The organism is Pseudoduganella lurida, assembly GCF_007830455.1.
GTDB classification, from domain to species: Bacteria; Pseudomonadota; Gammaproteobacteria; order Burkholderiales; family Burkholderiaceae_D; genus Rugamonas; species Rugamonas lurida.
This window is the reverse complement of the sequence record NZ_VLLB01000002.1, coordinates 204,173-228,473: the sequence shown is the minus strand read 5'-3', so window position 1 is coordinate 228,473 and position 24,301 is coordinate 204,173. Positions and strand designations below refer to the sequence as shown.

Below are 24,301 nucleotides of genomic sequence, written 5' to 3'. Positions count from 1 at the left end.
TCCTACCCAATAAAAAGATGGAGACACCATGCACAATTCGACCCGCCGCCCCCAGCGCCGGTGGCGCAGCCTCGCACTGGGGCTGCTGCTCTCGGCCGGCGCCATGTCGGGCGCCCTTGCCATCGGCAGGGCGCCGATCGTCGTTGCCGACCAGCCGGGTGCCGATGGCCTGACGCTGTTCCGCGCCGGCTACAGCGCGACCCTGCAGGTGGATGCCGGCGAATCGGCCGGCGTGGCCCGTGCCGCGCGCGACCTGCAGAAGGATCTGGAGCGTGTCGGCGCCAGCGGCGTGCAACTGAAACGGGACGCCGCAGTGCAGGGGGGCGACGTGGTCCTGATCGGCACGCTGGGGCAGGGCGGCGCCATCGACCGGCTCGCCGCAGCCGGCAAGATCGATGTGGCCAGTCTCCGCGGCAAATGGGAAGGCTATCTGATCCAGGTGGTCGAGGATCCGCTGCCCGGCGTGCAGCGCGCGCTCGTGATCGCCGGCAGCGACCGGCGCGGCACCACGTTCGGCATCTACGAGCTCTCCGAGCAGGTCGGCGTGTCGCCCTGGTACTGGTGGGCGGACGTGCCAACGGTGAAGCGCAATGCCATCGTCGTCCCGGCCGGCACGCGCGTCACCGATGCGCCCGTGGTGCAGTACCGCGGCATCTTCCTCAACGACGAAGCGCCGGCGCTGTCGAACTGGGCGAAGGAGCGCTTCGGTGGCCTGAACCACGAATTCTACGAGCACGTGTTCGAGCTGATGCTGCGCATGAAGGCCAACTACCTGTGGCCGGCCATGTGGAACAATGCGTTCTACGACGACGATCCGCAGAACGGCAAGCTGGCCAGCGAGATGGGCATCATCATGGGCACCTCGCACCACGAGCCGATGATGCGCGCGCAGCAGGAATGGCAGCGGCACGGCAAGGGTGCGTGGGACTACCAGAAGAATGCGGCAACGCTGGAGCGCTTCTGGGCGGGCGGCCTGCGCAACACCCGCAGCTACGACAAGGTGATCACGCTGGCGATGCGCGGCGACGGCGACGAACCGATGTCGGACGACACCAATGTGGCGCTGCTGGAGAAGATCGTGGCGCGGCAGCGCGCGCTGATCCGGCAGGAGCTGGGCGTGGCGCCGGACCAGGTGCCGCAACTGTGGGCCCTGTACAAGGAGGTGCAGGACTACTACGAGCAGGGCATGAAAGTGCCGGACGACGTGCTGCTGCTGTGGTGCGACGACAACTGGGGCAACATCCGCCGGCTGCCCACGCCGCAGGAGCGCAAGCGCGTTGGTGGCGCCGGCATCTACTACCACTTCGACTACGTGGGCGGCCCCCGCTCGTACAAGTGGCTGAACGTGACGCAGATCGCGAAGGTGTGGGAGCAGATGCACCTGGCGCACGGGTACGGCGCCAACCGGCTGTGGATCGTCAACGTGGGCGACCTGAAGCCGATGGAGGTGCCCACCGAATTCTTTTTGACCTATGCGTGGAATCCGGACGCGTGGCCGGCCGAGCGGCTGCCCGCGTACCTGCGCGGCTGGGCGGCACGCGAATTCGGCGCCACGCACGCAGCGGACATCGCCGACATCGTCAACCTCTACACCCGCTACAACGCGCGGCGGCGTCCCGAGCAGCTGGAACCCGGCACCTACAGCCACCACTACAACGAGGCGGAACGGGTGGTCGCGGACTACAACGCACTGGCAGTCCGGGCGCAGGGCATCGCCGACCAGCTGCCGGCCGAGGCCAAGGACGCGTACTTCCAGCTGGTGCTGTACCCGGTGCGCGCCGCCGCCGCGGCAAACGACATGTACTACGCCGCCTACCGGAACCGCCTGTACGCCGCGCAGGGCCGGGTGACGACGAACGACATGGCGCAGCGCGTGCGCGAACAGTTCGACCTGAACCTGGCGCTGGCGCGCCAGTACCACCAGGACGTCGCCGGCGGCAAATGGAACCACATGATGTCGCAGACGAAGTTCGGGTACACGGGCTGGGACCAGCCGTTCCGCGACGTGGTGCCGGCGGTGAGCCAGATCCACATTCCCGCACCGTCCGCGGCCGGTGGCGTGCAACCGGCCAGCCAGATGGGCGTGGCGGTGGAAGGCTCCGAGATCGCCTGGCCGAAGTTCGGCATGAAGCCGCTGACCTTGCCGGCGCTGGACGGGTACGAGAAAAAGGCCCGCTATGTCGAAGTCTTCAACCGCAGTGCGGAACCGTTCGATGTCACCGTCACGGCGGACCAGCCATGGGTGAAACTCGCCCAGCGCGGCGGCAGGGTCGAGAAGGATCTGCGCATCCCTGTCGACATCGACTGGGCGCGTGCGCCGGCCGGTACGAGCAGCGCACAGCTCACGATTGCAGGGCCGCGCGGCGCGAAAGTGAACGTGGCCGTGCCCGTGTCGAACCGGCGCAGTCCCGGCGGGCCCCTGGTCGGCCACGTGGAAACGGGCGGCGTGGTGGCCATCGAGGCCGCGCATTACACGCGCGCCGTGGCGCCGGCCGGCCGCCGCTGGCTGGAGATCCCGGACTACGGTGCCACGCTGTCCGGCATGACCACGCTGCCGGCCGCGGCCGCCGCCCTCGAGGTGCGGGACGGCATGCGGCTCGAGTACCAGGTGAATCTGGTCAAGCCGGGCACGGTGACGGTGCAGGCGATCCTCGCGCCGACGCTGAAGTTCCAGCCCGGCGAAGGCTTCCGCTACGCCATCTCGTTCGACGACGAGGCGCCGCAGGTCGTGAACGTGCATCGCGACGCGTCCGCGCAGCATTGGGAAACGATCGTGTCCGACGGCGTCGCGAAGTTTGCTACCACCCACACGTTGGGGGGCAAGGGCCCGCACGTACTGAAATTCTGGGCCCTCGATCCCGGTCTCGTGCTGCAGAAACTGGTGGTCGACAATGGCGGCCTGCAGCCCAGCTACCTGGGCCCGCCGGAGAGCCCGTACGCAGGCGTGCGACGCTGATCCCGAATTGGGCGGGAGGCGCAATGCCTCCGCCCTGGGACGCGCAAGGGCGGGGATTGCCGCCGGACCAACATCAATTCCTTGTGGTAACATGCTGCACCGCAACGAGAGTTTCCCGCCGCATGTGCGCTCGGCATTCTCTCCTACAGGCACGCATGGCATCCACTGGCATGGTGCGATGCAGCATGCGGGGATAATCGACAAAAACCCGGAGACTCCAGCGCACTCGTAAGGAGCCTGAAATGATCAATACCATGATGGACGCATGGGCCGCCATGGCGTTCGGCGGCATGACCCTGCTGCCCCGCACCACCAAATCCGCACCGAAGCATCCGCCCGGCCGGTTCTCGGCCGGCGAGTATCGCAGCGCCGCAGGCACGCTGCGCTACAAGCTCTTCGTGCCCGGCAGCTGGGACGGCACGCCGATGCCGCTGATCGTCATGCTGCACGGCTGCGGCCAGGATGCCGACGATTTTGCGCTGGGCACCGGCATGAACGAGCTGGCCGAGGAATCGGGCTGCCTGGTGCTGTATCCGGAACAGTCGCGCAGCGCCAACTGGCACGGCTGCTGGAACTGGTTCGACGCCGCCCACCACGACCGCGGCCAGGGCGAACCGGCCCTGATCGCGGGGCTGACGCGCTCGATCGTGGACGTATACGCCGCGGATGAACGCTACGTCAGCGTGGCCGGCCTCTCGGCCGGCGGGGCCATGGCCGTCATCCTGGGCCGCACCTATCCGGACCTGTACACGGCCGTGGGCTGCCATTCCGGCCTCGCCCATGGCTCGGCGACCAGCGGCCACGATGCGCTGGCGGCGATGCGCGACGGGCTCCAGGGCCGCGCGCTGTCGGCCACCGTGCCGGCCAGCGCCGTGCCCATCATCGTCTTCCACGGCGACCAGGACGAGACGGTCCACCTCAGCCACAGCAGCGGCGTGGTGCGCCAGTCGATCGGCGCCTGCGGCACCTGCGGGGCCGGCAAGGCGGCCGAGACGGTGCATTCGGCCGGCGGCGGCACGTCGAAGCATGCCTTCACCTGCAGCATCCACCGCGACGAGGCCGGCGAAGTGCTGGCCGAGCAGTGGACCGTGCACGGCGCCGGGCACGCCTGGTCCGGCGGCAGCGTGCGCGGCACGTACACCGACTGGAACGGGCCGAATGCCAGCCGCGAAATGCTGCGCTTCTTCACCACCGCCAGGTGAGTACGGCACCCGCCGTCCAGGCGTGACGGCGTGGCTGCGCGGTGCAGGCTAGAATAGCCCCGGCCGACGCGCGGCGATGACGCCGGGCGCGCCCGGAGACTCCCTGGAACCATGAAAATTCTTGTCGTCGAAGACGATCCCATGCTGGCGATGATGGCCGAAGAGGCGCTCACCGATGCGGGCCACGCGGTGGCCGGGCCGGCCGCCACGGTCGCGCAGGCGATCGCGTGCCTGGCGGGCGAGGCGGTGGATTTCGCCATCGTCGACATCAACCTGGAAGGGCACAACGAAGGCATCGCGCTGGCGGCAGTGCTGAAGGAAACCTACGGCATCCCCTCCATGTTCCTGAGCGCGAAGGTGGAGGTACTGGCGGGCGAGGCACCGGCGGCGCTGGGCTTCCTGCCGAAGCCCTATGTGCTCGATGATCTCGTGCTGTGCGTGGAAGGCCTGCACGCCGTCGCGCGTGGCGAAACGCCGGCCCGGCCATTTCCCCGCGCGCTGAAGCTGTTCACGCCTGGCAGCTGATATTCAGCGGGCATCCGGCTGACACCGGGATGCTTACTCAGCCGGCACTGAGCCGACACGCAGCCGACACTGAGCCGACACTCATGCCGCGGCGCGGCGTCCGCGCATGCACAGCGCCGTCACCATCCCCAGCCCGCACAGGGCGATCACGTACCAGGCCGGCGCCAGGGGCTGGTGCTTCAGCATCAGCGTCACCATGATCGGCGTAAGACCGCCGAAGATCGCATATGCCAGGTTGTACGAGAACGACAGCCCGGAAAAGCGCACGGGTGCCGGAAACGCCCGCACCATCACGCTCGGCACCACGCCCACGACCCCCACGCTGAACCCCAGCACGGCATAGAGCGGCAGCAGCAGTTCGCGCTGCGTCTGCAGCGTGGTGTAGAACGCATACGTGCAGAGGGCCAGCAGCAGCGCGCCGCCGAACAGCACGCGGCGCGCCCCCAGCCGGTCGGCCAGCACGCCGGCCGTGACGCAGCCGACGGCCAGGCACAGCGTGGCCAGCGTGTTGGCGGCCAGCGCACTGCGCGCATCGTAGCCGTAGATCTTCTGCAGCAGTGCCGGCGTCATCAGGATCACCACCACGATCGCGGCGGACAGCATCCACGTCAGCAGCATCGACAGCGCCACGGCGCGGCGGTGCTCGCGCAGCACGGCTTTCAGGGGCAGTTCCGCGGCCAGCGCCTTGCGCTGCTGCAGCTCGGTGAAGACAGGCGTCTCGTGGAGCCAGCGCCGCAGGTACATCGCCCCCAGCCCGAACATCCCGCCCAGCAGGAAGGGGATGCGCCAGCCGAAGCCGGCTACCTGCTCCGGCGTGAATACGCTGTTGATCGCTGTGGCCATCAGCGACCCGAGGAGGATGCCCAGCGTGAGGCCGGCAGTGAGCGTGCCGCAGGCATAGCCGATATGCCGCGCCGGCACGTGCTCGGCGACGAACACCCAGGCCCCCGGCACTTCGCCACCCACCGCGGCGCCCTGCAGCACGCGCAGCAGCAACAGCAGCAGCGGCGCGGCCAGCCCGGCGCTCGCATAGGTCGGCAGCAGGCCGATCAGCAGGGTCGGCACGGCCATCAGCAGGATCGACAGGTTGAACATCTTCTTGCGGCCCAGCAGGTCGCCGAAGTGCGCCATCACCATGCCGCCCAGCGGGCGCACCACGTAGCCGGCCGCGAAGATGCCGAAGGTCTGGAACAGCCGCAGCCAGTCCGGCATGTCGGGCGGGAAGAACAGCGCGCCGATCGTCGTGGCGATGAACACGAAGATGATGAAGTCGTAGAACTCCAGCGCGCCGCCCAGGGCCGCGAGCGACAGCGTCTTGTAGTCCTGGCGCGAGAGCGCACGGGGACCGCCTTGCAGGTCGCCAGCGGGTGCGGCGGTGGTGGCGTCGAGGGAGTCGTTCCGGTGCATGGTGGCTTCTCGCTGGAAGGGGTGGCAGTGATGGGATAATCCGGGCTGCGGGCGCAGGCCATTATACAAAGCGCGGCCGCGCCGTCCGATGCATCCACCAGCCAGGGAGGGGTATGACCCGCAGCACGCACTTCGCAGCAGCCGCACTGTTCGCACTGTCCGCATCGATCGCCGGGCGTTCCGGCGCCGCCGAGGCGCCCGCCGATACCGTCTACCGCAACGGCTACGTCTACACGGTGGACCGCAAGGACAGCGTGCACCAGGCCCTGGCCATCCGCGCCGGCCGCATCGCCTACGTGGGCACGGACGCCGGCGCGAAAGCCCTCACGGGCAAGGCGACCAGGGTGATCGACCTGCGTGGCCGCATGCTGATGCCCGGCCTGATCGACGCCCACATGCACCCGCAGTCCGGTGGCAGTCGCCTGCTCAACTGCAGCCTCGATTACGCACCGCTGACGGTACCGCAGTTCCAGGCGCGCATCCAGGCCTGCCTCGACAAGGATGCCGATCCCGATCCGCATCGCTGGCTGCTGGTGGTGAACTGGTTCCAGCAGGGCATGCTGCCGGACGGCGTGGGCACCAGCGCCGCCACGCTCGACGCCCTGAAGACGGACCGGCCCGTCATCGTGCGCTCCTCGTTCGGCCATTCCGTGCAGCTCAATACGAAGGGCATCGCGGTGGCCGGCATCAAGGCGGAGACGCCCGACCCGATCGGCGGCCGGATCGTGCGCGATGCGAACGGCGCGGCCACCGGCCTGCTGGAAGACGCCGCCCAGGACCTGGCCATGAACCTGCTGCCGCCGCTCACCGAAGCGGAAAACCTGGCCGCCTCCGCGAAAGCCCTGGAAGCGCTGCGCCGGCAGGGCATCACGAGCTTCCTCGATGCCTACACGGATCCCGAAACGATGACGGCCTTCACGGCACTGCAGCGCGCCGGGCAGCTCACGGCACGCGCCCACTTCGCCGTGCTGATCGACCTGGACAAGGGCGCCACGCCGCAGTCGGCTGTCGCCGACCTGCTGAAGCAGCAGAAGCAGTTCGACCAGGGACCGGCCACCGTGGCGCCCACCCTGCAGGTGCGGCACGCCAAGCTGTTCATGGATGGCGTGATCGCCGCGCCCGCCTTCACGGGCGCGATGCTGGAACCCTATCTCGTCAACCGCGGCACCACGGCGCGGCCGGACTGGCAGCCGGGAACCAGCAACGGACCGGCCAGCTATTTTTCGCAGGACGCGCTGCGCACCACGCTGGCCGAACTGGCGCGGGCCCGCGTCGATCCGCACATCCACGTCGATGGCGACCGCGCCGTGCGCGAAGCGCTGGACGTGATCGCTACGCTGCGCGCTACGCCGGAAGGCAAGGCCATGCGGCCGGCCCTGGCGCATGACGAGATCGTGGCGCCGGCCGACTATCCCCGTTTCGCGCAGCTGGACGTGACGCCGGTGCTGTCCTTCCAGTGGGCCAAGCCGGCCGCCGATACGGTGGGCGCGCTGAAGGAGTATCTGGGGCCGGCGCGTTATGCGCTGGTCGAACCGCAGGCGCTGCTGCTCGCGGCGGGCGCGCGCATCGCCTACGGCAGCGACTGGCCCGTCGACCCGCTGGACGTGTGGTTCGCGCTGAAGGTGGGCGTCACGCGCACCGCTGCGCCGGATGCGGGCAAGGAATACGCGGGCCGGCTGACGGCGCAACCGGGCCTGCCGCGCGCCGCGGCCCTGCGCGCGATCACGCTGAACGCGGCCTACACGCTGCGCCAGGAGGCCACCACCGGCTCGCTCGAAGTGGGCAAGTTCGCCGACCTGGTCGTGCTGGACCGGAACTTCTTCACGATTCCGGCCGAGGACATCGCCAACATCAAGGTGCTGCAGACGGTCGTCGGCGGGAAGGTGGTGTACCAGGCGGAGGGCATGCAGTGACGGGTGGCGTTGACATTCCGGCGACATGCCTGGTGCATAGTGCGTGCACCCCCACTGACCGATGCCCATCCATGAAACCAGTCCTGCCAGCCCTGCTGATCTCCTTCCTCGCTTCCCACCACGCCATGGCGCAGCAGCAGCAACAGCAGCGCTGGGGCCTCGGCCTCGGCGCCGCCGTTTCCGACAGCGTGTATGCCGGCGAGGGCACCCGCGTGCGGGCCGTCCCCCTGCTGACGTATGAAGGCGAGCGCTTCTTCTGGCGCGGCATCGGCGGCGGTGCCCACCTGCTCCGGCAGGGCGGGCTGTCCCTCGATGCCACGCTGTCGGCCCGCTTCGACGGCATCGACCGCAAGGACTTCGGCACGGCCGAACTGGCCCGGCGCGGCGTCGACCGCGCGCTGGTGGACGACCGCGACGATGGCCTGGACCTGGGCCTGGCCGCCAGCTGGCGCGGCGCATACGGGCAGATCGAAGTGGCCGTGAAGGGCGACGTCACCAGCGCCAGCAAGGGCTACGAGGCCGGCCTGCGCTATGCATACCCGCTGCAGTTCGGCGGCACGCGCATCACGCCGAACGCCGGCGTGTCCCATCTGTCGAAGAAACTGGCGAATTACTACTACGGCACCCTGGCCGCGGAAGCGGCGCGCGGCGTGCCCGATTACGGGCCCGGCGGCGCCACGGTGCCCCGCATCGGCATCGACGTGTTCCACCCGTTCGCGGGCCGCTGGGCCGTCATCGGCAATGTCTCGTACCGCCGCCTGCCGGACCGCCTGCAGGACAGCCCGCTGGTGGAAGAGGGCAAGGACGGCGCGGCATCGGCCTTCATCGGCGTGGCCCGTCAGTTCTGACCAGGCCATGCTCCAGCAACCGCTCAGCATCCTGATCATCGAGGACAATGCCGCGCTGGCAGCCAATATCTACGACTACCTGGAAGCCTGCGGCCACGTGCCCGATGCGGCGCCCGATGGCGAAGCGGGCCTCGGCCTGCTGGCGCTGCACCGCTACGACGCCATCGTGCTGGACTGGATGATGCCGCGCATGGACGGCATGGCCATGCTGGCGCGGCTGCGCGGCGAATGGCAGTCGACGATTCCCGTCATCTTCATCACGGCGAAGGACCAGGTGGAGCACAAGATCGCCGGCTTCATGGCGGGGGCGGACGACTATATCGTCAAGCCCGTGGCGCTGGCCGAGCTGGAGATCCGCCTGCGTGTCCTGGTGCAGCGCGCCCGCGGTGCGGTGGCGCCGGCCCAGGTGCTGGTCGTGGACGACCTGCGCTTCGACCTCGCCACGCTGGCAGTCACGCGGGCCGGCAGGGCGCTGGCCATGACGCCGGTGCGCCGCAAGCTGCTGGAACTGCTGATGCGCCGCTCGCCCGGCGTGGTGCGGCGCGAGGAGCTGGAAGCGCTGATCTGGCAGGACGACGTGCCGGACAAGGACGTGCTGCGCTCCCACATGCACACGCTGCGCAAGGCCGTCGATGGCGTCGCGCCCCGCAAGCTGCTGCACACCGTGACCGGCAGCGGCTACCGGCTGGCCGTGGGGGACGATGCCAGTGCGCAGGATGCCGACGATGACTGACTCCACCAGCTCCTTGTGGCGCACCTATAGCCTGCAGCGCAAGATCGGCGCGCTGTTCGCGCTGTTCATGGTCGTGCTCATGCTTGGGTTGACGATCCAGGGCACGCTGAGCCAGCAGATGATCGTGCACCCCATGTGGCGCGACCTGCTGCAGTCGGCCACGGCCCGCTACCTGGCCGGGGGGCGGGCGGCGTCGCTGCCGGCCAGCGGCCCGTTGCGCGGCTGGCGCATCGAGGAGAGCGCCGTGCCGGCCGACATGCCGGCATTCTTCGCCACGCTGGCACCCGGCTACTACGACGAGGAGCAGACCGACCCCCATGAAAGGGAGCGCAGTCACGCGGTGCTGGTGACGCGCGATGGTACGGCGCGCGTGGTCATGGCGATCGACATCACGGACCTGGAGGACTACCAGAACCGTATTTCGCTGGCCAGCGTGCTGGTCGCGCTGGTGAGCGCCGCGATGATCGGCGGCTCGCTGCTGTGGCTGTACCGCAGCATGCGCGGGCCGATCCGCCTGCTGGCGCAGCGCATGGACGAACTGGATCCCGCGCAGCCGGCCCAGCGCCTGCGCACCGATTTCACGCTGGTCGAGCTGCACGACATCGCCGTCGGCGCCAACCGCCACCTGGACCGCGTGGAGCGCTTCATCGAGCGGGAACGCACCCTGCTGGACCAGGCCAGCCACGAATTCCGCACGCCGGTCGCCGTGATCGCCGGCGCGGTGGATGTGTTGCGGCTGCATCCGCTGCCGGCAGCGGCGGAAGCGCCCCTGTCCCGCATCGCGAACGCGGCCGATAACCTGGCCGAGATCATGTCCGCGCTGCTGTACCTGTCGCGCGAACCGGATGGCCGCGTGCTGACGGAAACCACGCGGCTCGACACCCTCGTCACCGTGCTGGTCGAAGACCACCAGCATCTGCTGGAAAGGAAGGAGGTTCGCTTCGTCGTGGGGCGGCTCGATCCGCTGAGCCTGGCGTGCCCGGAAGCGCTGGTGCGCATCGTGGTGGGCAACCTGCTGCGCAACGCGGCGGAGAACAGCTTTCGGGGGACGATCGCCGTGACGCTGGCGGATCGCCGCCTGGCGATCCAGGACAGCGGCAGCGGCTTCGACACGGTGGCCGCGGCACGGCGCTACACGCAGGCGCTGCGCGGCTCGACGCGGCTGGGCGGCGGGCAGGGTCTCGGGCTGTTCCTCACGCGCCGCGTCTGCGAGCGCTTCGGCTGGACGCTGGCCATCGCGTCCGACCCGGCGCGGGGCACGCTGGTGGAGATGCAGTTCCCCGCGCCGGACTGACGGCCTGTCAGAACTCTTCCCACTCCTCGTTCGACGCCAGCGCTTTCTGCTTCACCGGGGCCTTGGCAGCACTTGCTTTCGCCGCCGGCGGGACTGCGGGACGCCGAGAGGCCGGCAGGGCAATACGCGCCGGTGCCTTGGCGAATACCTGCTGCTTCGGCACCGGCAGCGCCGCCTGCGCGCCACCATCGATCCTGAACACGCTGACGATGCCGGCCAGGTGCCCCGCCTGGTGTTCCAGCGCGTCCGCGGCGGCGGCGGCCTGTTCGACGAGCGCCGCGTTCTGCTGGGTGACGGCATCCATCGTGCCGATCGCCTGGTTGACCTGTTCGATGCCGGCCGTCTGCTCGTGGCTGGCCGCGGAGATCTCGCTCATGATGTCCGTCACGCGGCGCACGCTGCTGACGATCTCCTGCATCGTCTCGCCCGCATCGTCGACCAGCTTGGCGCCGGCTTCCACCTTGTCCACCGAGTCGCCGATCAGCGTCTTGATTTCCTTGGCAGCCGTGGCCGAGCGCTGCGCCAGGCTGCGCACTTCGCTGGCCACCACGGCAAAGCCGCGGCCCTGTTCGCCCGCACGGGCCGCCTCGACGGCCGCGTTCAGCGCCAGGATATTGGTCTGGAACGCGATGCCGTCGATGACGCCGATGATGTCGACGATCTTCTTCGACGAGTCGTTGATCGAGGCCATCGTGTCGACCACGCGCTCGACGATGGCGCCGCCCTTGACGGCCACCTCGGACGCCGACAGCGCCATCTGGTTGGCCTGGCGGGCGTGCTCGGAGTTCTGCTTCACGGCCGAGGTCAGCTGTTCCATCGACGCGGCGGTCTCCTCCAGCGTGCCGGCCTGCTGCTCGGTGCGGCCCGACAGGTCCAGGTTGCCGGCCGCGATTTCCGCGGACGCCTGGGCGATCGTCTGGCTGCCGCTGCGCACCTGGGCGATGATGTCGACGAGGCTGTCGCGCATCACGCGCATCGCATGCAGCAGGCTGGTGGTGTCGCCCGGCCGCGTGTCGATGGCAACGGCGAGGTTGCCGGCGGCGATGCTGCCGACGATGCCGACCGCGTAGGCCGGTTCGCCGCCCAGTTCCTTCAGCAGAGCGCGGCTGATGCGCCACGCGGCGAACATGCCGACCGCGATCGCGGCCGCGCACAGCACCACCATGAACACGAGGAAGCTGCCGGCCACCGAACGTGCCCCGGCCGCCTGTTCCTGGCTCATCTTTTCTTCCAGGTCGATCATCACGTTGATGGAGGCCAGCCAGCCGAGGAAGGCCGGCGCGGCCTGCGCCTGCAGCACCGTGGTGGCACCGGCGATATCGCCCGCCTTGCGCAGGGCGATGATCCGGTCGAGCAGCGCCACGGTGCGGTTTTCGTTCTCCTTGATGGCGGCGAGGGCGGCACGCTCTTCCGGCTTCACGTCGCCGGCCTGGGCGAAGATGGCGTCCATCGGGCCGGCCGACTTCGCATAGGCGGCCGACAGCGTGGCGACCTTCGCCAGCTCGGCCTGCAGCGCCGCATCGTCCGGTGCCAGCACGATGTCGCGCGCGGCGATCGAGCGGTCATGCACGCTGCCGCGGAAGTTGATGGCATGGCGCTGCTTCACGCCATTGACGTCGCTGATGGTGGTCAGCATGCGGTCGATGCTCGAGACGCGGCCCGTGGCCAGCGTCGTCAGCCCGATCATCAGTGCAAACACGGCGCCGAAGCCGATGGCCAGGCGCGTGCCGATCTTCATGTCCTTGAACCTCATGGTTTTTCCTGTAGAAGGCAGGCGGCGAATGCCGGTGCCGGTCGTGTCGCGAATCGGAGAGCGCGGACCGAGGACCGCGCGGCCGACACGCATGCGCGCCGGCCGAAGATGGCGATCATACTACTGAAGTTGCGCTAAGGAAATGAAGATTGTGTAGGACAAATGCTCGTCATGCATTCCGGCGGCGCGGGTGTGGCGGATTTGCCCCGGCAGATGTTTCGAACGGCGTTCCCGGCGGGGCGCCGGGAACCGGGCACGGCGTGTCAGCGTGCGCCGGCCGTTTGCGTGCGGGGCACATGGGCCGCCGCCGGTTCGCCGGCCCGGGGCGCCTTCCGCGCCGCCGTCTCCGCCGTCGGCATCAGCTGGTAGCCGCAGAAGGACTTCATCTCGTCCATCAGGAAATGCGAAACGATCTTCTCGACGCCGAAGCCGCCATCGAGCAGCACCAGCATCAGGCGCTTCCATTCCTGCATGTCGTCGACGACGGCGCGCAGCATATAGTCGTACAGGCCGCTCACGCGGCAGGATTCCACGATCTCCGGCATCGCCGCCACGCAGTCGTCGAACGCGCAGAAGTCGTTCAGCGTGTGGCGCTCGAACGAGACCTGGGCCATCACGATCAGTACATTGCGCATCCGGTCCACGGCGATCTGCGCACGGTAGCCGGTGATGAAGCCCCGTTCCTCCAGATCGCGCACGCGGCGCAGGCAGGCGCTGGGCGACAGCGCCACGCGGTCCGCCAGGGCCTGGTTGGTGATGCGGGCATCCTGCTGGAGCAGATCCATAATCTTGCGATCGATGCGATCGATGTCTTTCTGTGTCATGCAGCGAGCTCCTGGTTAAAAGGCGCCTCCACGTGCGTGGTAGAACGGCAACCTCACTTTGTTTTATGCAAGAACTGTACCGGTCATGTCAAAGCGTCCAGACATGGCGGAAGACCGATTCTAGCGCCACGGACGAGTGCAGGAACTGCGAATTTGCCCGGACTTACACGTGGCTTCTGCGGTTGTTGCCCGTCCGGGCTGCCGGAATGTTGTGCGCCCATCAAATTCTTCAATGGAATCAGCAGCTTGGCGCTTCGACACCAGCAGCGTGCCGGCTGGACGGCGCTTTCCGCTCACTCTACAGTAGTGGATCGCCACCTCTGCAGGAGTTCCCATGGAGACCGCTCTCGTCCGACGCCGCTTGGCCTGTCATGGCAGGCGGCTGTGCTAGTCGTGCGGGCTGCCCGCGCCGCGGACCTCGATGCCGTGCATGCGCTGGCCCTCGCGGCCGGACCGGGCATGACGACGCTGAAGGCCGACCGGGCGGCGCTGGCCGAACGCCTCGCCATTGCGGAGGCTTCGTTCGCCGGTGCGCTGCCGTCCACCGCGCGCGATTACGTGTTCGTGCTCGAGGACCTGGCACACGGCCGCGTGGCCGGTATCGCGGCCATCAAGGCAGCCGTCGGCATGGACGAGCCGTTCTACAGCTTCCGCCTCGGCGCGCTGGTGCACTCGGCACCGTCGGTGGGCGTGTATGCCCGGCATGAGGTGCTGTACCTCACGCACGATCTCACCGGCTGCGCCGAACTGTGTTCGCTGTTCCTCCATCCCGACTACCGGCACGGCCGCAACGGCCGGCTGCTGTCAAAGAGCCGCTTCCTGTTCATCGCCCAGTTCCCGCAGTTGTTCACCCAGCCGGTGTTTGCCGAGATGCGCGGCTTCCAGGATGCCGCGGGCCGCTCGCCGTTCTGGGAAAGCCTGGGCCGCCAGTTCTTCGCCATGGACTTCGACCGGGCGGACGACCTCTGCCAGCCGGGCCGCAAGAGCTACATCGCCGAGCTGATGCCCCGTTATCCGATCTACACAGGCTTCCTGAGCGAAGCGGCGCGCGCGGCGATCGGCACCACGCATGTCGCCACGGCGCCGGCGCGCCGCCTGCTGGAACAGGAAGGCCTGGCCGCGGGCACCTACATCGATATCTTCGATGGCGGTCCGGTCCTGCAGGCGCAGGTGCGCGACCTGCGTGCCACGCGCGAGAGCGTGCTGGCAACGGTCGATCCGGCAGCGCGGGATGCCAGTCCCGGCGCGCCGGCGCTGGTGTGCAACGGTTCGATGACCGATTTCCGCGTGGCGCTGTGCGCGGTCGACGTTGGCGGGGGCAAGGCCGGGTTGCCGGAAGCGGCGCGGCGCGCGCTGGCAGTGGAGACCGGCTGCACCATTCGGGTGCTGGAAAACGCCTGATGGTCCATTCCGGGGCTCGGCTGCACCGTGGTGCAGGAACTGCTTATTTCGGCGCCTCCGCGCGCAAAATTTGCGTTTGACGGCCCGCGCGGAAGCAAATCTTGTGCAACACCGGAAAAAATCCAGGCAAGTCAGTGACTTAGCGAGGCAGCTGCGGCGGGGCGTCCGGTGGACCGGCTGGCGCTTTGCCCCTACAGTTGAGCAGTGCCCGGGTGGAACGACCCGCCGGCGACAGCCGGTTGACCCCTGCGGGCCCATTCACATCACGCTGCCCCACCGCTACGGAGAGTTGCCCAGAATGAAACCAAGATCCTCAATCCTGCTGCGCCGCAGCGCCATGTCGTTGGCCCTGCTGGGCGCGTTTGCCGGCGCTGCCCACGCGCAAACCGGCACCGTACAACCGGATGGCGCGGCCGCTGTCGAACCCGTTGCGGCCGATGGCGCCGCGCCGAAGGCCCAGGCCGTGGTCGTCGTCGGCAAGCGCGGCCAGACGGTCGCCAACACGCCCGGTGGCGCCAGCGCCGTGAGCGGCGAGGCGCTGACGAAGATCGGTGCCGAATCGTTTGCCGACTACCTGGGCAAGCTGCCCGGCGTGGTGTTCAACGCGGGGCCGAACGGCAATTCCACGGCCGTCATCCGCGGCGTGGGCACCACGGCCGGCCTGGACCAGGGGCAGGGCACCACCGGCTACTACATCAACGAAATTCCGCTCTCCGAAGTGGGCTACACGATCTCGATCCCCGACATCGACACGTTCGACGTGAGCCGCGTGGAAGTGCTGCGCGGCCCGCAGGGTTCGCTGTACGGCTCGTCCTCGCTGGGCGGCGCCATCAACTACATCGCCAAGGAAGCCGATACCAGCGGTCTCGATGCCGCGTTCGAAACCGTGTTCAGCAAGACGGCCCACGCCGGCGAGCTGGGGTTTTCGGCCAAGGCCATGCTGAACGTGCCGCTCATCCAGGACAAGCTCGCCGCCCGCGTCGTGATGGTCAAGCGCGAAATGCCCGGCTACCTGGACAACATCGGCATCGGCAGGAAGGGCAGCAACGACAACCGCGTGACCGATGGCCGCGTGTCGCTGGTGTGGACGCCGGATGCGCTGACCAAGCTGAGCTGGATGAGCCTGCGTCAAAGCTCCTTTGCCGACGACAGTTCGTACCGCATGACGCGCTACGGCGAACTGGCCCGCTCGACCACGCTGCCGACCAGCTTCGAGCAGGACTTCTCGCTGCACAGCGCGCGCCTGGAGCGCGACTTCGGCGCGGCGAAGCTGACGGCCATCGCCTCGTACAACAAGAAATCGCAGGAACTGCACGACGACTTCACGCCGTACTACGGCGGCTTCATGGGCACCAGCGACCCGCAGCTGTTCCGCCAGCTGGGCACCAGCAAGAACAAGAACTATGAAGTGCGCCTGGCCTCGCCGGATGGCGGCCGCTTCGAGTGGCTGGTGGGCGTGTCCTACCAGAAGACCGACAAGCGCTTCGACGAAGACCTGTCGGCACAGGGCGCCAACGCCGTGCTGGCCCCGCAGGTGCCGGCCGAGCAGCTGCGCGGCGACTATTACTACTGGGGCTACGGCGGCACGTACGGCACCGACAAGGGCCTGTTCGGCGAGGCGTCCGTCAACTTCGGCGATGGCTGGAAGCTCACGGCCGGCGGCCGCCGCTACGACACGCGCCTGAGCACCGACGGTGCGCGCGACGGCGTGCTGTACCCGGGCGGCGTGCTGCTGCCGGACGGCTACCAGCAGGAGAGCGGCTTCTCGCCGAAGATCTCGCTGAGCTACAAGCCGAACGCGCAGACGATGGTGTACGCGCTGGCTTCGGAAGGCTTCCGCTTCGGCGGCGCCAACATCCTGCTGCCGCTGGCCGGCTTCGACACGCCCACCGGCTGGGGCAGCGATTCGCTGCGCAACTACGAGATCGGCGTGAAGTCCTCGCTGTTCAACCGCCGCCTCACGTTCGACGTGGACGTGTTCAATATCGACTGGAGCGACCTGCAGGTGCGCCTGTACCGCCCGGACGACCTGAGCTACGGCACCAATGCGGGCCGGGCCCGCCTGCGCGGACTGGAATTCTCCGGCAACTTCCGCGCCACCGACCAGCTGGACGTAGGCCTGAACTACACCTTCCTGGACGCGAAGCTGACGGAAGACCTGCTGGAAGCGGCCGTGCCGCTGCACAAGGGCCAGCAGCTGCCCGGCTCGTCGAAGCACCAGCTGTCGACCACGGCGACCTATAAATTCGACGGCAAGTACAGCCCGACGGCCACCGTCAGCGGCCGCTACCTGTCGGATGCGCCGGCCAACCTTCAGGGCACGGGCCAGCGCATCAACGGCTTCGCCCAGTTCGATGCCCGCTATGCGATGTGGTTCGATAACCTGGAGCTGAGCCTGTTCGTCAACAATATCGCCGACAAGCGCGGCGTGACGTTCACCTACGGCAGCGACGCCAACCTGGGCAACCAGGAGTTCATCATCCGTCCCCGTACCGCGGGCGTGCGCCTGCACTGGCAGTTATGAGCGAAGCTGCAGCTTCCACCGGCAGCCTGCGCCCGAGTCTCGGCTGGGGCGGGCTGCTGGTGCTCGGCATCGCCAACATCCTAGGTGCCGGTGTCTACGTGATGACCGGCACGGCGGCGGCGCGCTTTGCCGGACCGGCCGTGACGGTGTCGTTCGCCATCGCCGGCGCGGCCTGCCTGCTGGTGGCGCTGTGCTATGCCGAGCTGGCGTCCAGCATGCCGGAATCCGGTTCCGCATACTCTTACTGCCGCCGCGCGCTGGGCGGCGGGCCGGCCTGGTCGCTGGGCTGGCTGCTGTTCCTCGAATACAGCGTGGCCGCCTCGCTGCTGGCGGTGGGCTTTGCCGGTTACCTGGGCAGCATGCTGGCCGATTTCGGCCTCCACTTCCCGGCCGCGCTGTCCACGCCACTGATCCATTCCGTGATCGTCGATGGCAAACACGTGCTGTCGCTCGGCGCGGGCTTCAATCTCGTCGCGGCGCTGGCCGTGCTGTGCGCCGGCGGCATCGCCGCGCTGGGCATGTCGCGCTATTCGCTCGTCAACACGCTGCTGGTGGTGGTGAAGGTGGGCGTGCTGGTGAGCTTCATCGTCGTCGGCGCCGGTGCCGTCAATCCCGCCAACTGGACGCCGTTCGTGCCGCCCAACGAGGGCGGCTTCGTGTATGGCTGGGAAGGCGTGGCGCGTGGCGCGTCGCTGCTGTTCTTTGCCTTCCTGGGTTTCGAGACGGTGTCCACCGCGGCGGCGGAAACCCGCAAGCCGCAGCGCGACGTGCCGATCGGGATCCTCGGTTCGCTGGTCGTCTGCACGACGCTGTATGTGCTGAGCGGCTTCGTGCTGACCGGCCTGGTGCCGTTCCGCGAACTGGGCGTGCCCGATCCGATCGCCATCGCGGTGGACCGCATCGGCTATCCGGCCATCGCGCTGGTAATCAAGATCGGCGCGCTCGCGGGCCTCGCCTCGGTACTGCTGGCCAATGCGTTCGGCCACTCGCGCATCTGCTATGCGATGGCGCGCGACGGCTACCTGCCGCCCGTGTTCTGCGCCGTGCACAGGACCCGCAACAGCCTTTGCTACGGCAACCTGCTGCTGGCCGGGATCGCCGCCGTCAGCGCGGCGCTGCTGCCGATCTCCGTGATGTCCGACCTGATCTCGTTCGGCGTGGCGTTCATGTTCGCGATGGTGGCCGTCAGCCTGATCCACATGCGCAACACGCATCCGGATCTGGAACGCAAGTTCCGCGTGCCGTTCGGCGGCGTGACGATCCGCGGCATGTGGATCGGCTACGTGCCGGTCGCCGCCATCGTCACCAGCTTCGTCATGACGCTGCCGGTGGCGCTGGACATCCTCGACCAGGCGCGCCGCGGCGACTGGCTGGCCGTGGGCCTGCTGGGCGCCTATGCGCTGATCGGCGTCTCGATCTACCAGTTCTATGGCAAGCCGCGGGCCCGCGCGCTGCTCTCATCCCTGAACCAGAAGGAACCACCGAAGTATGCTCAATCTCACTGACGCTTTCGCGCTCGGGCGGCTGGATGCCCATGACCAGGCCGCCCTGGTGCGCCAGGGCGAGCTGGCCGTTGCCGACCTGGCGGAAGCGGCGCTGCTGCGCATCGAAGCGCTCGATCCGGCGCTGCGCGCCACCAGCCACTTCGCGCCGGAGCTGGCGCGCTCGCGGGCTGCGCAACTGGCCAGGGATCAAGGTCCGAGCCAGGACAGTCCGATGCGCGGCGTGCCCTGGATGCCAAAGGATTCGCTGGACTATCCCGGCATGCCGACGCGTTCCTGCTCGCGCAGCCGCACCGGCGCGCTGGCCCATGGCGGCTATCCGTTTACCGCGCGGCTCGATGCGGCCGGCCTGGTCGCCGTCGGCAAGACGTCGATGCCGGAATTCGGCCTGCTCGGGTCCACCGAACCGCTGGCCGGCCCGATCCCGCGCAATCCCTGGTCGCTGGCCCATTCACCCGGCGGTTCCAGCGGGGGCGCCGGTGCCGCGGTGGCAGCCGGCCTGGTGCCGTTCGCGCAGGGGAGCGATGGCGGCGGCTCGATCCGGCTGCCGGCATCCTGCTGCGGCATCGTCGGCCTGAAGCCGGGCCGCGATGCGACCGTGCGCGTGCGGTCCCGCCACAACGTGGAAGACCTGCTGGTGGGCGACAGCCTGATGTCGCGCAGCGTGCGCGATACGGCGTGGGCGTTCGCGGCCACGCACCTGCAGCCGGACCGGCCGATGGTGAGGGGCCCCTCGACGCGGCGGCTGCGCATCGCCGTCATCGAGAACGGCCTGCGCGGCGCCGCGCCGCACGCCGACGTGGCGTCCACGATCCGCCGCACGGCCGACCTGTGCGCCGCGCTGGGCCACCACGTGGAAGCGGCGCAGTGGCCGATCGACGGCGGCGCCTTCCTGCAGTCGTTCGAGGACCTGTGGACGCACCTGGGTGCCGACTGCGTGGACGCGGTGCGGGCCGCCAGCGGCGGGCGCCGGCTGGAAGACCTGCTGGAACCGTGGACGCTGGCGCTGGGCCGCCGTGCCGAGACGCTGCCGACCACCGCGCTGGAAGCGGCGTTCCGGCAGCTGGCCGGCCTGCCGGTGCAATTGTCCGCCTTCTTTGCCGACTACGACGTGGTGCTCTCGCCCGTCGCCGCGACGCCGCCGCCCCTGCTGGGCACCTATGCGCCGTCGATCCCTGCCGACACCCTGATGACGACCATGTTCGAGTGGATCGCCTACACGCCGCTGCAGAACCTGGGCGGCACGCCGGCCATTTCGCTGCCCCTGTTCAGCAGCCCCGACGGCCTGCCGGTGGGCAGCCAGTTCGCCGCCGACCGCGGCCAGGAAGACCTGCTGCTGGCGCTGGCCTACGAGCTGGAAGTGGCGCTGCCGTGGCAGGCGCGCTGGCCGTCCGTCTCCGTGGCCACGCCACCGCAGGCCGCGTGATTTTCAACCGATTCCCTCCCCAAGCAATGACCGACAAGTTTTCTCCCCGCAGTCCCCAGGATCTCGCCGACCTGGTCCTTGCCCAGCCACTGGCCTGGATCGTGTCCGGCCCGGCCGACGCCCTGCAGGCCACCGTGCTGCCGATCCAGCTCGAATGCGACGAGGCCGGCCAGCCGCAGCGGCTGCTGGGCCACTTCGGCCGCAGCAATCCCCAATGGGAGCAGCTGGCGCAGTCGCCGCACGCCACCGTGCTGCTGATCGGCCCGCAGGGTTATATCTCGCCATCGTGGTTTGCCGACCGCACGCAGGCGCCCACCTGGAATTACACGACGGCCCGCTTCGATGTCGAAGTCGATATCTGCGACACGCCGGAAGACGCCGATGCGCTGCTGCGCCGCCTGGCCGGCCAGATGGAGGACGGCCGCCCGAACGCCTGGCATGTCGAGGACATGGGCGCGCGCTACCAGAACCTGTCGCGCGGCGTGGTGGGCTTCGATGCCCGCATCGTCGGCAGCAGCGCCCGTTTCAAGCTGGGCCAGGACGAGCGCGACGACGTGTTTGCCGACATCGTCCGCGGCCTGCAGGCCGGTGCCCAGGCGGGAAGCGCCGAGGTGCTGGCCGACTGGATGCGCCGCTTTGCCGACCGGCCCGCGCCCATCGTGGCGCCACCCGCGGTGCCCGCGCCGGCAGCGCTGGATCCGCACATCATGCGTTTCATCGACGACGTGCGGGACCGCGGACGTGCACTGACGGCCGGCCGCACGCTCGGCTGGCCGGAACGCCGCATCGTCGCCGAACAATCGCGCCTGCCATGGCAGGAGGGCGGTCCGGTCATGGCCAGCACCGTCGAACGGGTCGCCGACACCGCTGCGGGACCGGTGCGCCTGCGCTTCTACGATCCGGGGACTGCTGAGGGCGAAACGAAGCCGGCACTAGTCTACATGCATGGCGGCGGCTGGGCCCTGTTCGGCCTCGACACGCATGACCGCCTGATGCGCGAGTTCGCGGCACGCAGCGGCATGGTCGTGATCGGCGTCGATTATGCGCTGGCGCCGGAGGCCCGTTATCCGGTCGCATTGAACCAGGTCGTCGGCGTGGTGCGCTGGCTGCGCCAGCATGGCGGCGCGTTCGGTGTCGATGTGGACCGCCTGGCGCTGGGCGGCGATTCGGCCGGCGGCAGCCTGTCGATGGGCACCGTGCTGAAGCTGCGCGACGCGGGCGAGGGCGCTGCCGTCAAGGCCGTGCTCAGCATCTACGGGGCATTCTCGCCGTATTGTTCGCCCGCCTCCCGCCAGCGCTACGGCACGCCGCAGGACATGCTCACGGCGGACGAGGTGGACGAATTCTGGAACGTCTACGTCGGCAGCACGGCCGACCGCAACGATCCGTACCTGAACAGCGTGCTGGCGCCGCTGCACGGCCTGCCGCCCGTCTTCCTCATCGTCGGCGAATGCGACGTAGTGACGGAACAGAGCATGACGATGGCCGGCTGCCTGCTGGCCGCCGGCAACGCCGTGAAGCTGGAAGTGTATGCTGGCGCGCCGCACAGCTTCATCGAGGCGATGGCCGTCTCGCAGGTGGCCAGTGATGCCATCGACGATGGTGCCGCCTGGCTGCGCACCACGCTTTTCCATAACCCCCGTTCCAAGGATGCCGCATGACCGACCGCCGCAAGTTCCTCCTTTCCGCCACCGGCCTGGCCGCGAGTACGCTGCTGCCTGCGATACCGGCATTTGCCGCGGTCAGCCGGTCGCGCTGGCCGGTGCCGCCGCAGCACGCCCGCGTGCCGAAGGATGTGGGCGCGCTCGGTTACCACCGCATGGACGATTACGCCTGGTTCCAGCCGCAGGACTGGCACGCCGTGCTGCGCGCACCGGACGCGCTGGATGCGCCGGTGAAGGCCGTCGTGAAACTGGAGAACGACTACACGAACGCCATGCTGGCGCCCACCGGGCCGCTGCAGAACGTGCTGAGCGCACGCATGGCAACGCTGGAAGGCATCGCCGGTGCCCCTGTCGAGGTGCGTGCCGGCGACTGGCTGTATTACGAGCACACGCGTGCCGGCAGCGATCACCCGGTCTATGCGCGCAAGCCGGCAGGTGGCGGCGCCGAGCAGGTGCTGCTCGATGTGGGCAAGGAAGCGCAGGGCAAGAAGTTCTACAAGCTGCACTGGAACGGGCCGCAGCGCAGCCAGGACGGCCGGCTGGTGGGCTGGACGGCGGACCAGGCCGGCTCCGGCATCTTTTCCATCTATGTGCGCGACATCGCCAGCGGCAAGCTGCTGGTGGACGACATCGACGACACGCATGGCGAGATCACGTTCTCGCCCGATGGCCGTTACCTGTACTGGGTCGGCCGCAGCGACAAGGGCCGGCCGGATTCCGTGCACCGCCGCGAGGTCGGCAAGCCGGGCAGCACGCTGATCTACGAGGAAAAGGACCCGGCGTTCTTCATCGGCCTGCGCACCACGGCGGCCGGCGGCTACGTGGTGATCCGCATCTCGAACGGCGACATGGCCGAAGTGCGGCTGGTACCGATGAGCGAGCCGACCGCCGCCCCCGTGCTGGTCGAAGCGCGCACCGACAAGCTGCATTACGACGTGGAGGAGTGGAACGGCAAGCTGCTGATCCTGACGAATGCCGATGGCGCCACCGACTACCAGCTGAAGACGGCCACGCCCCAGGCCATCGGCCGCGCCGCCTGGCAGCCGTTCGTGGCGCACCAGCCGGGCCGCTTCATCGCCGCCATCCACCCGTTCGCCGGCTATCTGGTGCGCGAGGAATGGCGCGATGCGCTGCCGCGTCTGGTGGTAATGTCACCGGACGGCAAGGAGCGCGAGATCGGTTTCGACGAAGCGGCCTATGCGCTGAGCGTGCCGCCGGGCCAGGGCTGGCAGTCGCCCACGCTGGCCTTCAGCTACCAGTCGCCCCGTTCGCCGAACGCGCCTTGCGTACTGACCCTGGCCACCGCGCAGTACGCGCGGGTGGGCAAACCGGCCGCATCGAAAGCCTTCGACCGCGAGCGCTATGAAGTGCGCCGCCTGGTCGCGAAGGCGGAAGATGGCGCCCTGGTCCCCATCACGGTGCTGATGCGCAAGGGCCAGAAACTCGACGGCAGCGCGCCGCTGTTCCAGTACGGCTACGGTTCCTACGGCGCCACGTCCGAAGCTGAGTTCTCCCCGTTCGCGATCGCGCTGGTGGACCAGGGCTGGATCCACACCATCGCCCACGTGCGCGGCGGCGCGGAACGGGGCACCGACTGGTGGCGCTCGGTCCTGAAGCAGGGCAAGAAGAAGACCTTCACCGACTTCATCGCCTGCGCCGAACACCTGGTCGCGCAGCGCTATACCCGCAAGGGCCGCATCGTCGCGCACGGCTATTCGGCCGGCGGCCTGCTGATGGGCGCGATCTACACGATGCGCCCGGACCTGTGGGCCGGCGTGATCGCCCAGGTACCGTTCGTGGACGTGCTGAGCACCATCGAGCACTTCGACATCCACCCGCTGGGCACCACCTCGTTCCCGTTCTGGGGCGACCCGCGCGTGCCGGAAGACCACGCCTACATGGCCACCTATTCGCCGTACGACAACCTGCGCAAGGCGGCCTATCCCGCGCTGCTGGCGCAGGGCAGCGTGGCGGACGACCGCGTGGCGTTCTGGGAGCCGCTCAAGTTCGCGGCAAAGGCCCGCACGCTGACCACGGCGGGCAACCCGATCCTGTCGAAAACGCTGCTGTACGCGGGCCACATGGGCGATCCGGGCGCCACGGCGGTGCGCGCCCAGCATGCCACCTACGGCGCGTTCGCCATCTGGGCAGCCGACCGCAAGTGGGGCGACGTGCCGCAACGGCCCGCCTGAAACAGGAGGTCACTGCGCGGTGAGTGTCGATGCTGACTCACCGCGGTCGAGTTCGTGTCCACCCTGGGGTCAGACCCTGACATGGACACGAGCTCGACTGTCGGCGGGACGACGGCCGGTGGCGCGTTGGGGTAAAG

The 24,301-nt window shown here is 68.8% G+C and carries 16 protein-coding genes; 13 read left to right on the top strand and 3 right to left on the bottom strand.

Annotated features, from left to right (window positions below; all coding sequences use genetic code 11):
• Positions 1-28: 28 nt before the first annotated feature.
• From IP91_RS07695 to IP91_RS07685, 3 genes are all read left to right on the top strand, one after another.
• Positions 29-2,956, top strand: a complete 2,928-nt coding sequence (locus IP91_RS07695; protein WP_229474080.1) for a glycosyl hydrolase 115 family protein — start codon at positions 29-31, stop codon at positions 2,954-2,956.
• A gap of 242 nt (positions 2,957-3,198) precedes the next feature.
• The gene (locus IP91_RS07690; protein ID WP_145648295.1) at positions 3,199-4,158 is read left to right on the top strand and encodes an extracellular catalytic domain type 1 short-chain-length polyhydroxyalkanoate depolymerase; all 960 of its coding nucleotides are present in this window, start codon (positions 3,199-3,201) and stop codon (positions 4,156-4,158) included.
• Between the two features lie 111 nt (positions 4,159-4,269).
• A complete protein-coding gene (locus IP91_RS07685) occupies positions 4,270-4,683 on the top strand; it encodes a response regulator (protein ID WP_145648294.1) in 414 nt (137 codons plus the stop codon).
• A gap of 81 nt (positions 4,684-4,764) precedes the next feature.
• On the opposite strand, the gene IP91_RS07680 is transcribed toward IP91_RS07685, so the two are convergent.
• Entirely contained in the window at positions 4,765-6,090 is a 1,326-nt protein-coding gene (locus IP91_RS07680) for an MFS transporter (protein WP_145648292.1), read from the bottom strand.
• A gap of 113 nt (positions 6,091-6,203) precedes the next feature.
• Between IP91_RS07680 and IP91_RS07675 the strand changes: the two genes are divergently transcribed.
• The 4 genes from IP91_RS07675 to IP91_RS07660 all read left to right on the top strand — a co-directional run bounded on the left by IP91_RS07675 (position 6,204) and on the right by IP91_RS07660 (position 10,878).
• Positions 6,204-8,003, top strand: coding sequence for an amidohydrolase (locus IP91_RS07675; RefSeq protein WP_145648290.1), 1,800 nt, complete (start codon positions 6,204-6,206; stop codon positions 8,001-8,003).
• 71 nt (positions 8,004-8,074) lie between these two features.
• Positions 8,075-8,851, top strand: a complete 777-nt coding sequence (locus tag IP91_RS07670; RefSeq protein WP_145648287.1) for a MipA/OmpV family protein — start codon at positions 8,075-8,077, stop codon at positions 8,849-8,851.
• A gap of 7 nt (positions 8,852-8,858) precedes the next feature.
• Positions 8,859-9,584 (top strand): response regulator transcription factor, encoded by a 726-nt coding sequence (locus IP91_RS07665; protein WP_145648285.1) that lies wholly within the window; start codon positions 8,859-8,861, stop codon positions 9,582-9,584.
• Positions 9,577-10,878 carry a sensor histidine kinase gene (locus tag IP91_RS07660; protein WP_145648284.1) on the top strand — a complete coding sequence of 434 codons (1,302 nt, stop codon included), beginning with the start codon at positions 9,577-9,579 and terminating at the stop codon, positions 10,876-10,878. The genes IP91_RS07665 and IP91_RS07660 overlap by 8 nt, the downstream gene beginning before the upstream one ends.
• A 7-nt stretch (positions 10,879-10,885) precedes the next feature.
• Here the strand turns inward: IP91_RS07660 and IP91_RS07655 are convergent, their stop codons facing one another.
• Both IP91_RS07655 and IP91_RS07650 read right to left on the bottom strand, forming a co-directional pair.
• Positions 10,886-12,631 carry a methyl-accepting chemotaxis protein gene (locus IP91_RS07655; RefSeq protein ID WP_145648282.1) on the bottom strand — a complete coding sequence of 582 codons (1,746 nt, stop codon included), beginning with the start codon at positions 12,629-12,631 and terminating at the stop codon, positions 10,886-10,888.
• 263 nt (positions 12,632-12,894) lie between these two features.
• Positions 12,895-13,455, bottom strand: a complete 561-nt coding sequence (locus tag IP91_RS07650) for an Lrp/AsnC family transcriptional regulator (protein ID WP_145648280.1) — start codon at positions 13,453-13,455, stop codon at positions 12,895-12,897.
• A gap of 393 nt (positions 13,456-13,848) precedes the next feature.
• On the opposite strand from IP91_RS07650, the gene astA reads away from it, so the two are divergent.
• From astA to IP91_RS07620, 6 genes are all read left to right on the top strand, one after another.
• On the top strand, positions 13,849-14,856 hold the full coding sequence (gene astA / locus IP91_RS07645) for an arginine N-succinyltransferase (protein WP_229474078.1): 1,008 nt from the start codon (positions 13,849-13,851) through the stop codon (positions 14,854-14,856).
• Between the two features lie 298 nt (positions 14,857-15,154).
• Entirely contained in the window at positions 15,155-17,380 is a 2,226-nt protein-coding gene (locus IP91_RS07640) for a TonB-dependent receptor (protein ID WP_145648276.1), read from the top strand.
• Positions 17,377-18,885: an APC family permease gene (locus tag IP91_RS07635; protein ID WP_145648274.1), complete on the top strand. Its 1,509-nt coding sequence runs from the start codon at positions 17,377-17,379 to the stop codon at positions 18,883-18,885. The genes IP91_RS07640 and IP91_RS07635 overlap by 4 nt, the downstream gene beginning before the upstream one ends.
• Complete coding sequence (locus tag IP91_RS07630; protein WP_145648272.1) at positions 18,869-20,308, top strand: amidase family protein; 1,440 nt, start codon at positions 18,869-18,871, stop codon at positions 20,306-20,308. The genes IP91_RS07635 and IP91_RS07630 overlap by 17 nt, the downstream gene beginning before the upstream one ends.
• Before the next feature lie 26 nt (positions 20,309-20,334).
• Positions 20,335-21,969, top strand: coding sequence for an alpha/beta hydrolase fold domain-containing protein (locus IP91_RS07625; RefSeq protein ID WP_145648270.1), 1,635 nt, complete (start codon positions 20,335-20,337; stop codon positions 21,967-21,969).
• Complete coding sequence (locus tag IP91_RS07620; protein ID WP_145648268.1) at positions 21,966-24,164, top strand: prolyl oligopeptidase family serine peptidase; 2,199 nt, start codon at positions 21,966-21,968, stop codon at positions 24,162-24,164. Before IP91_RS07625 ends, IP91_RS07620 begins: the two co-directional genes overlap by 4 nt.
• Positions 24,165-24,301: the final 137 nt, after the last annotated feature.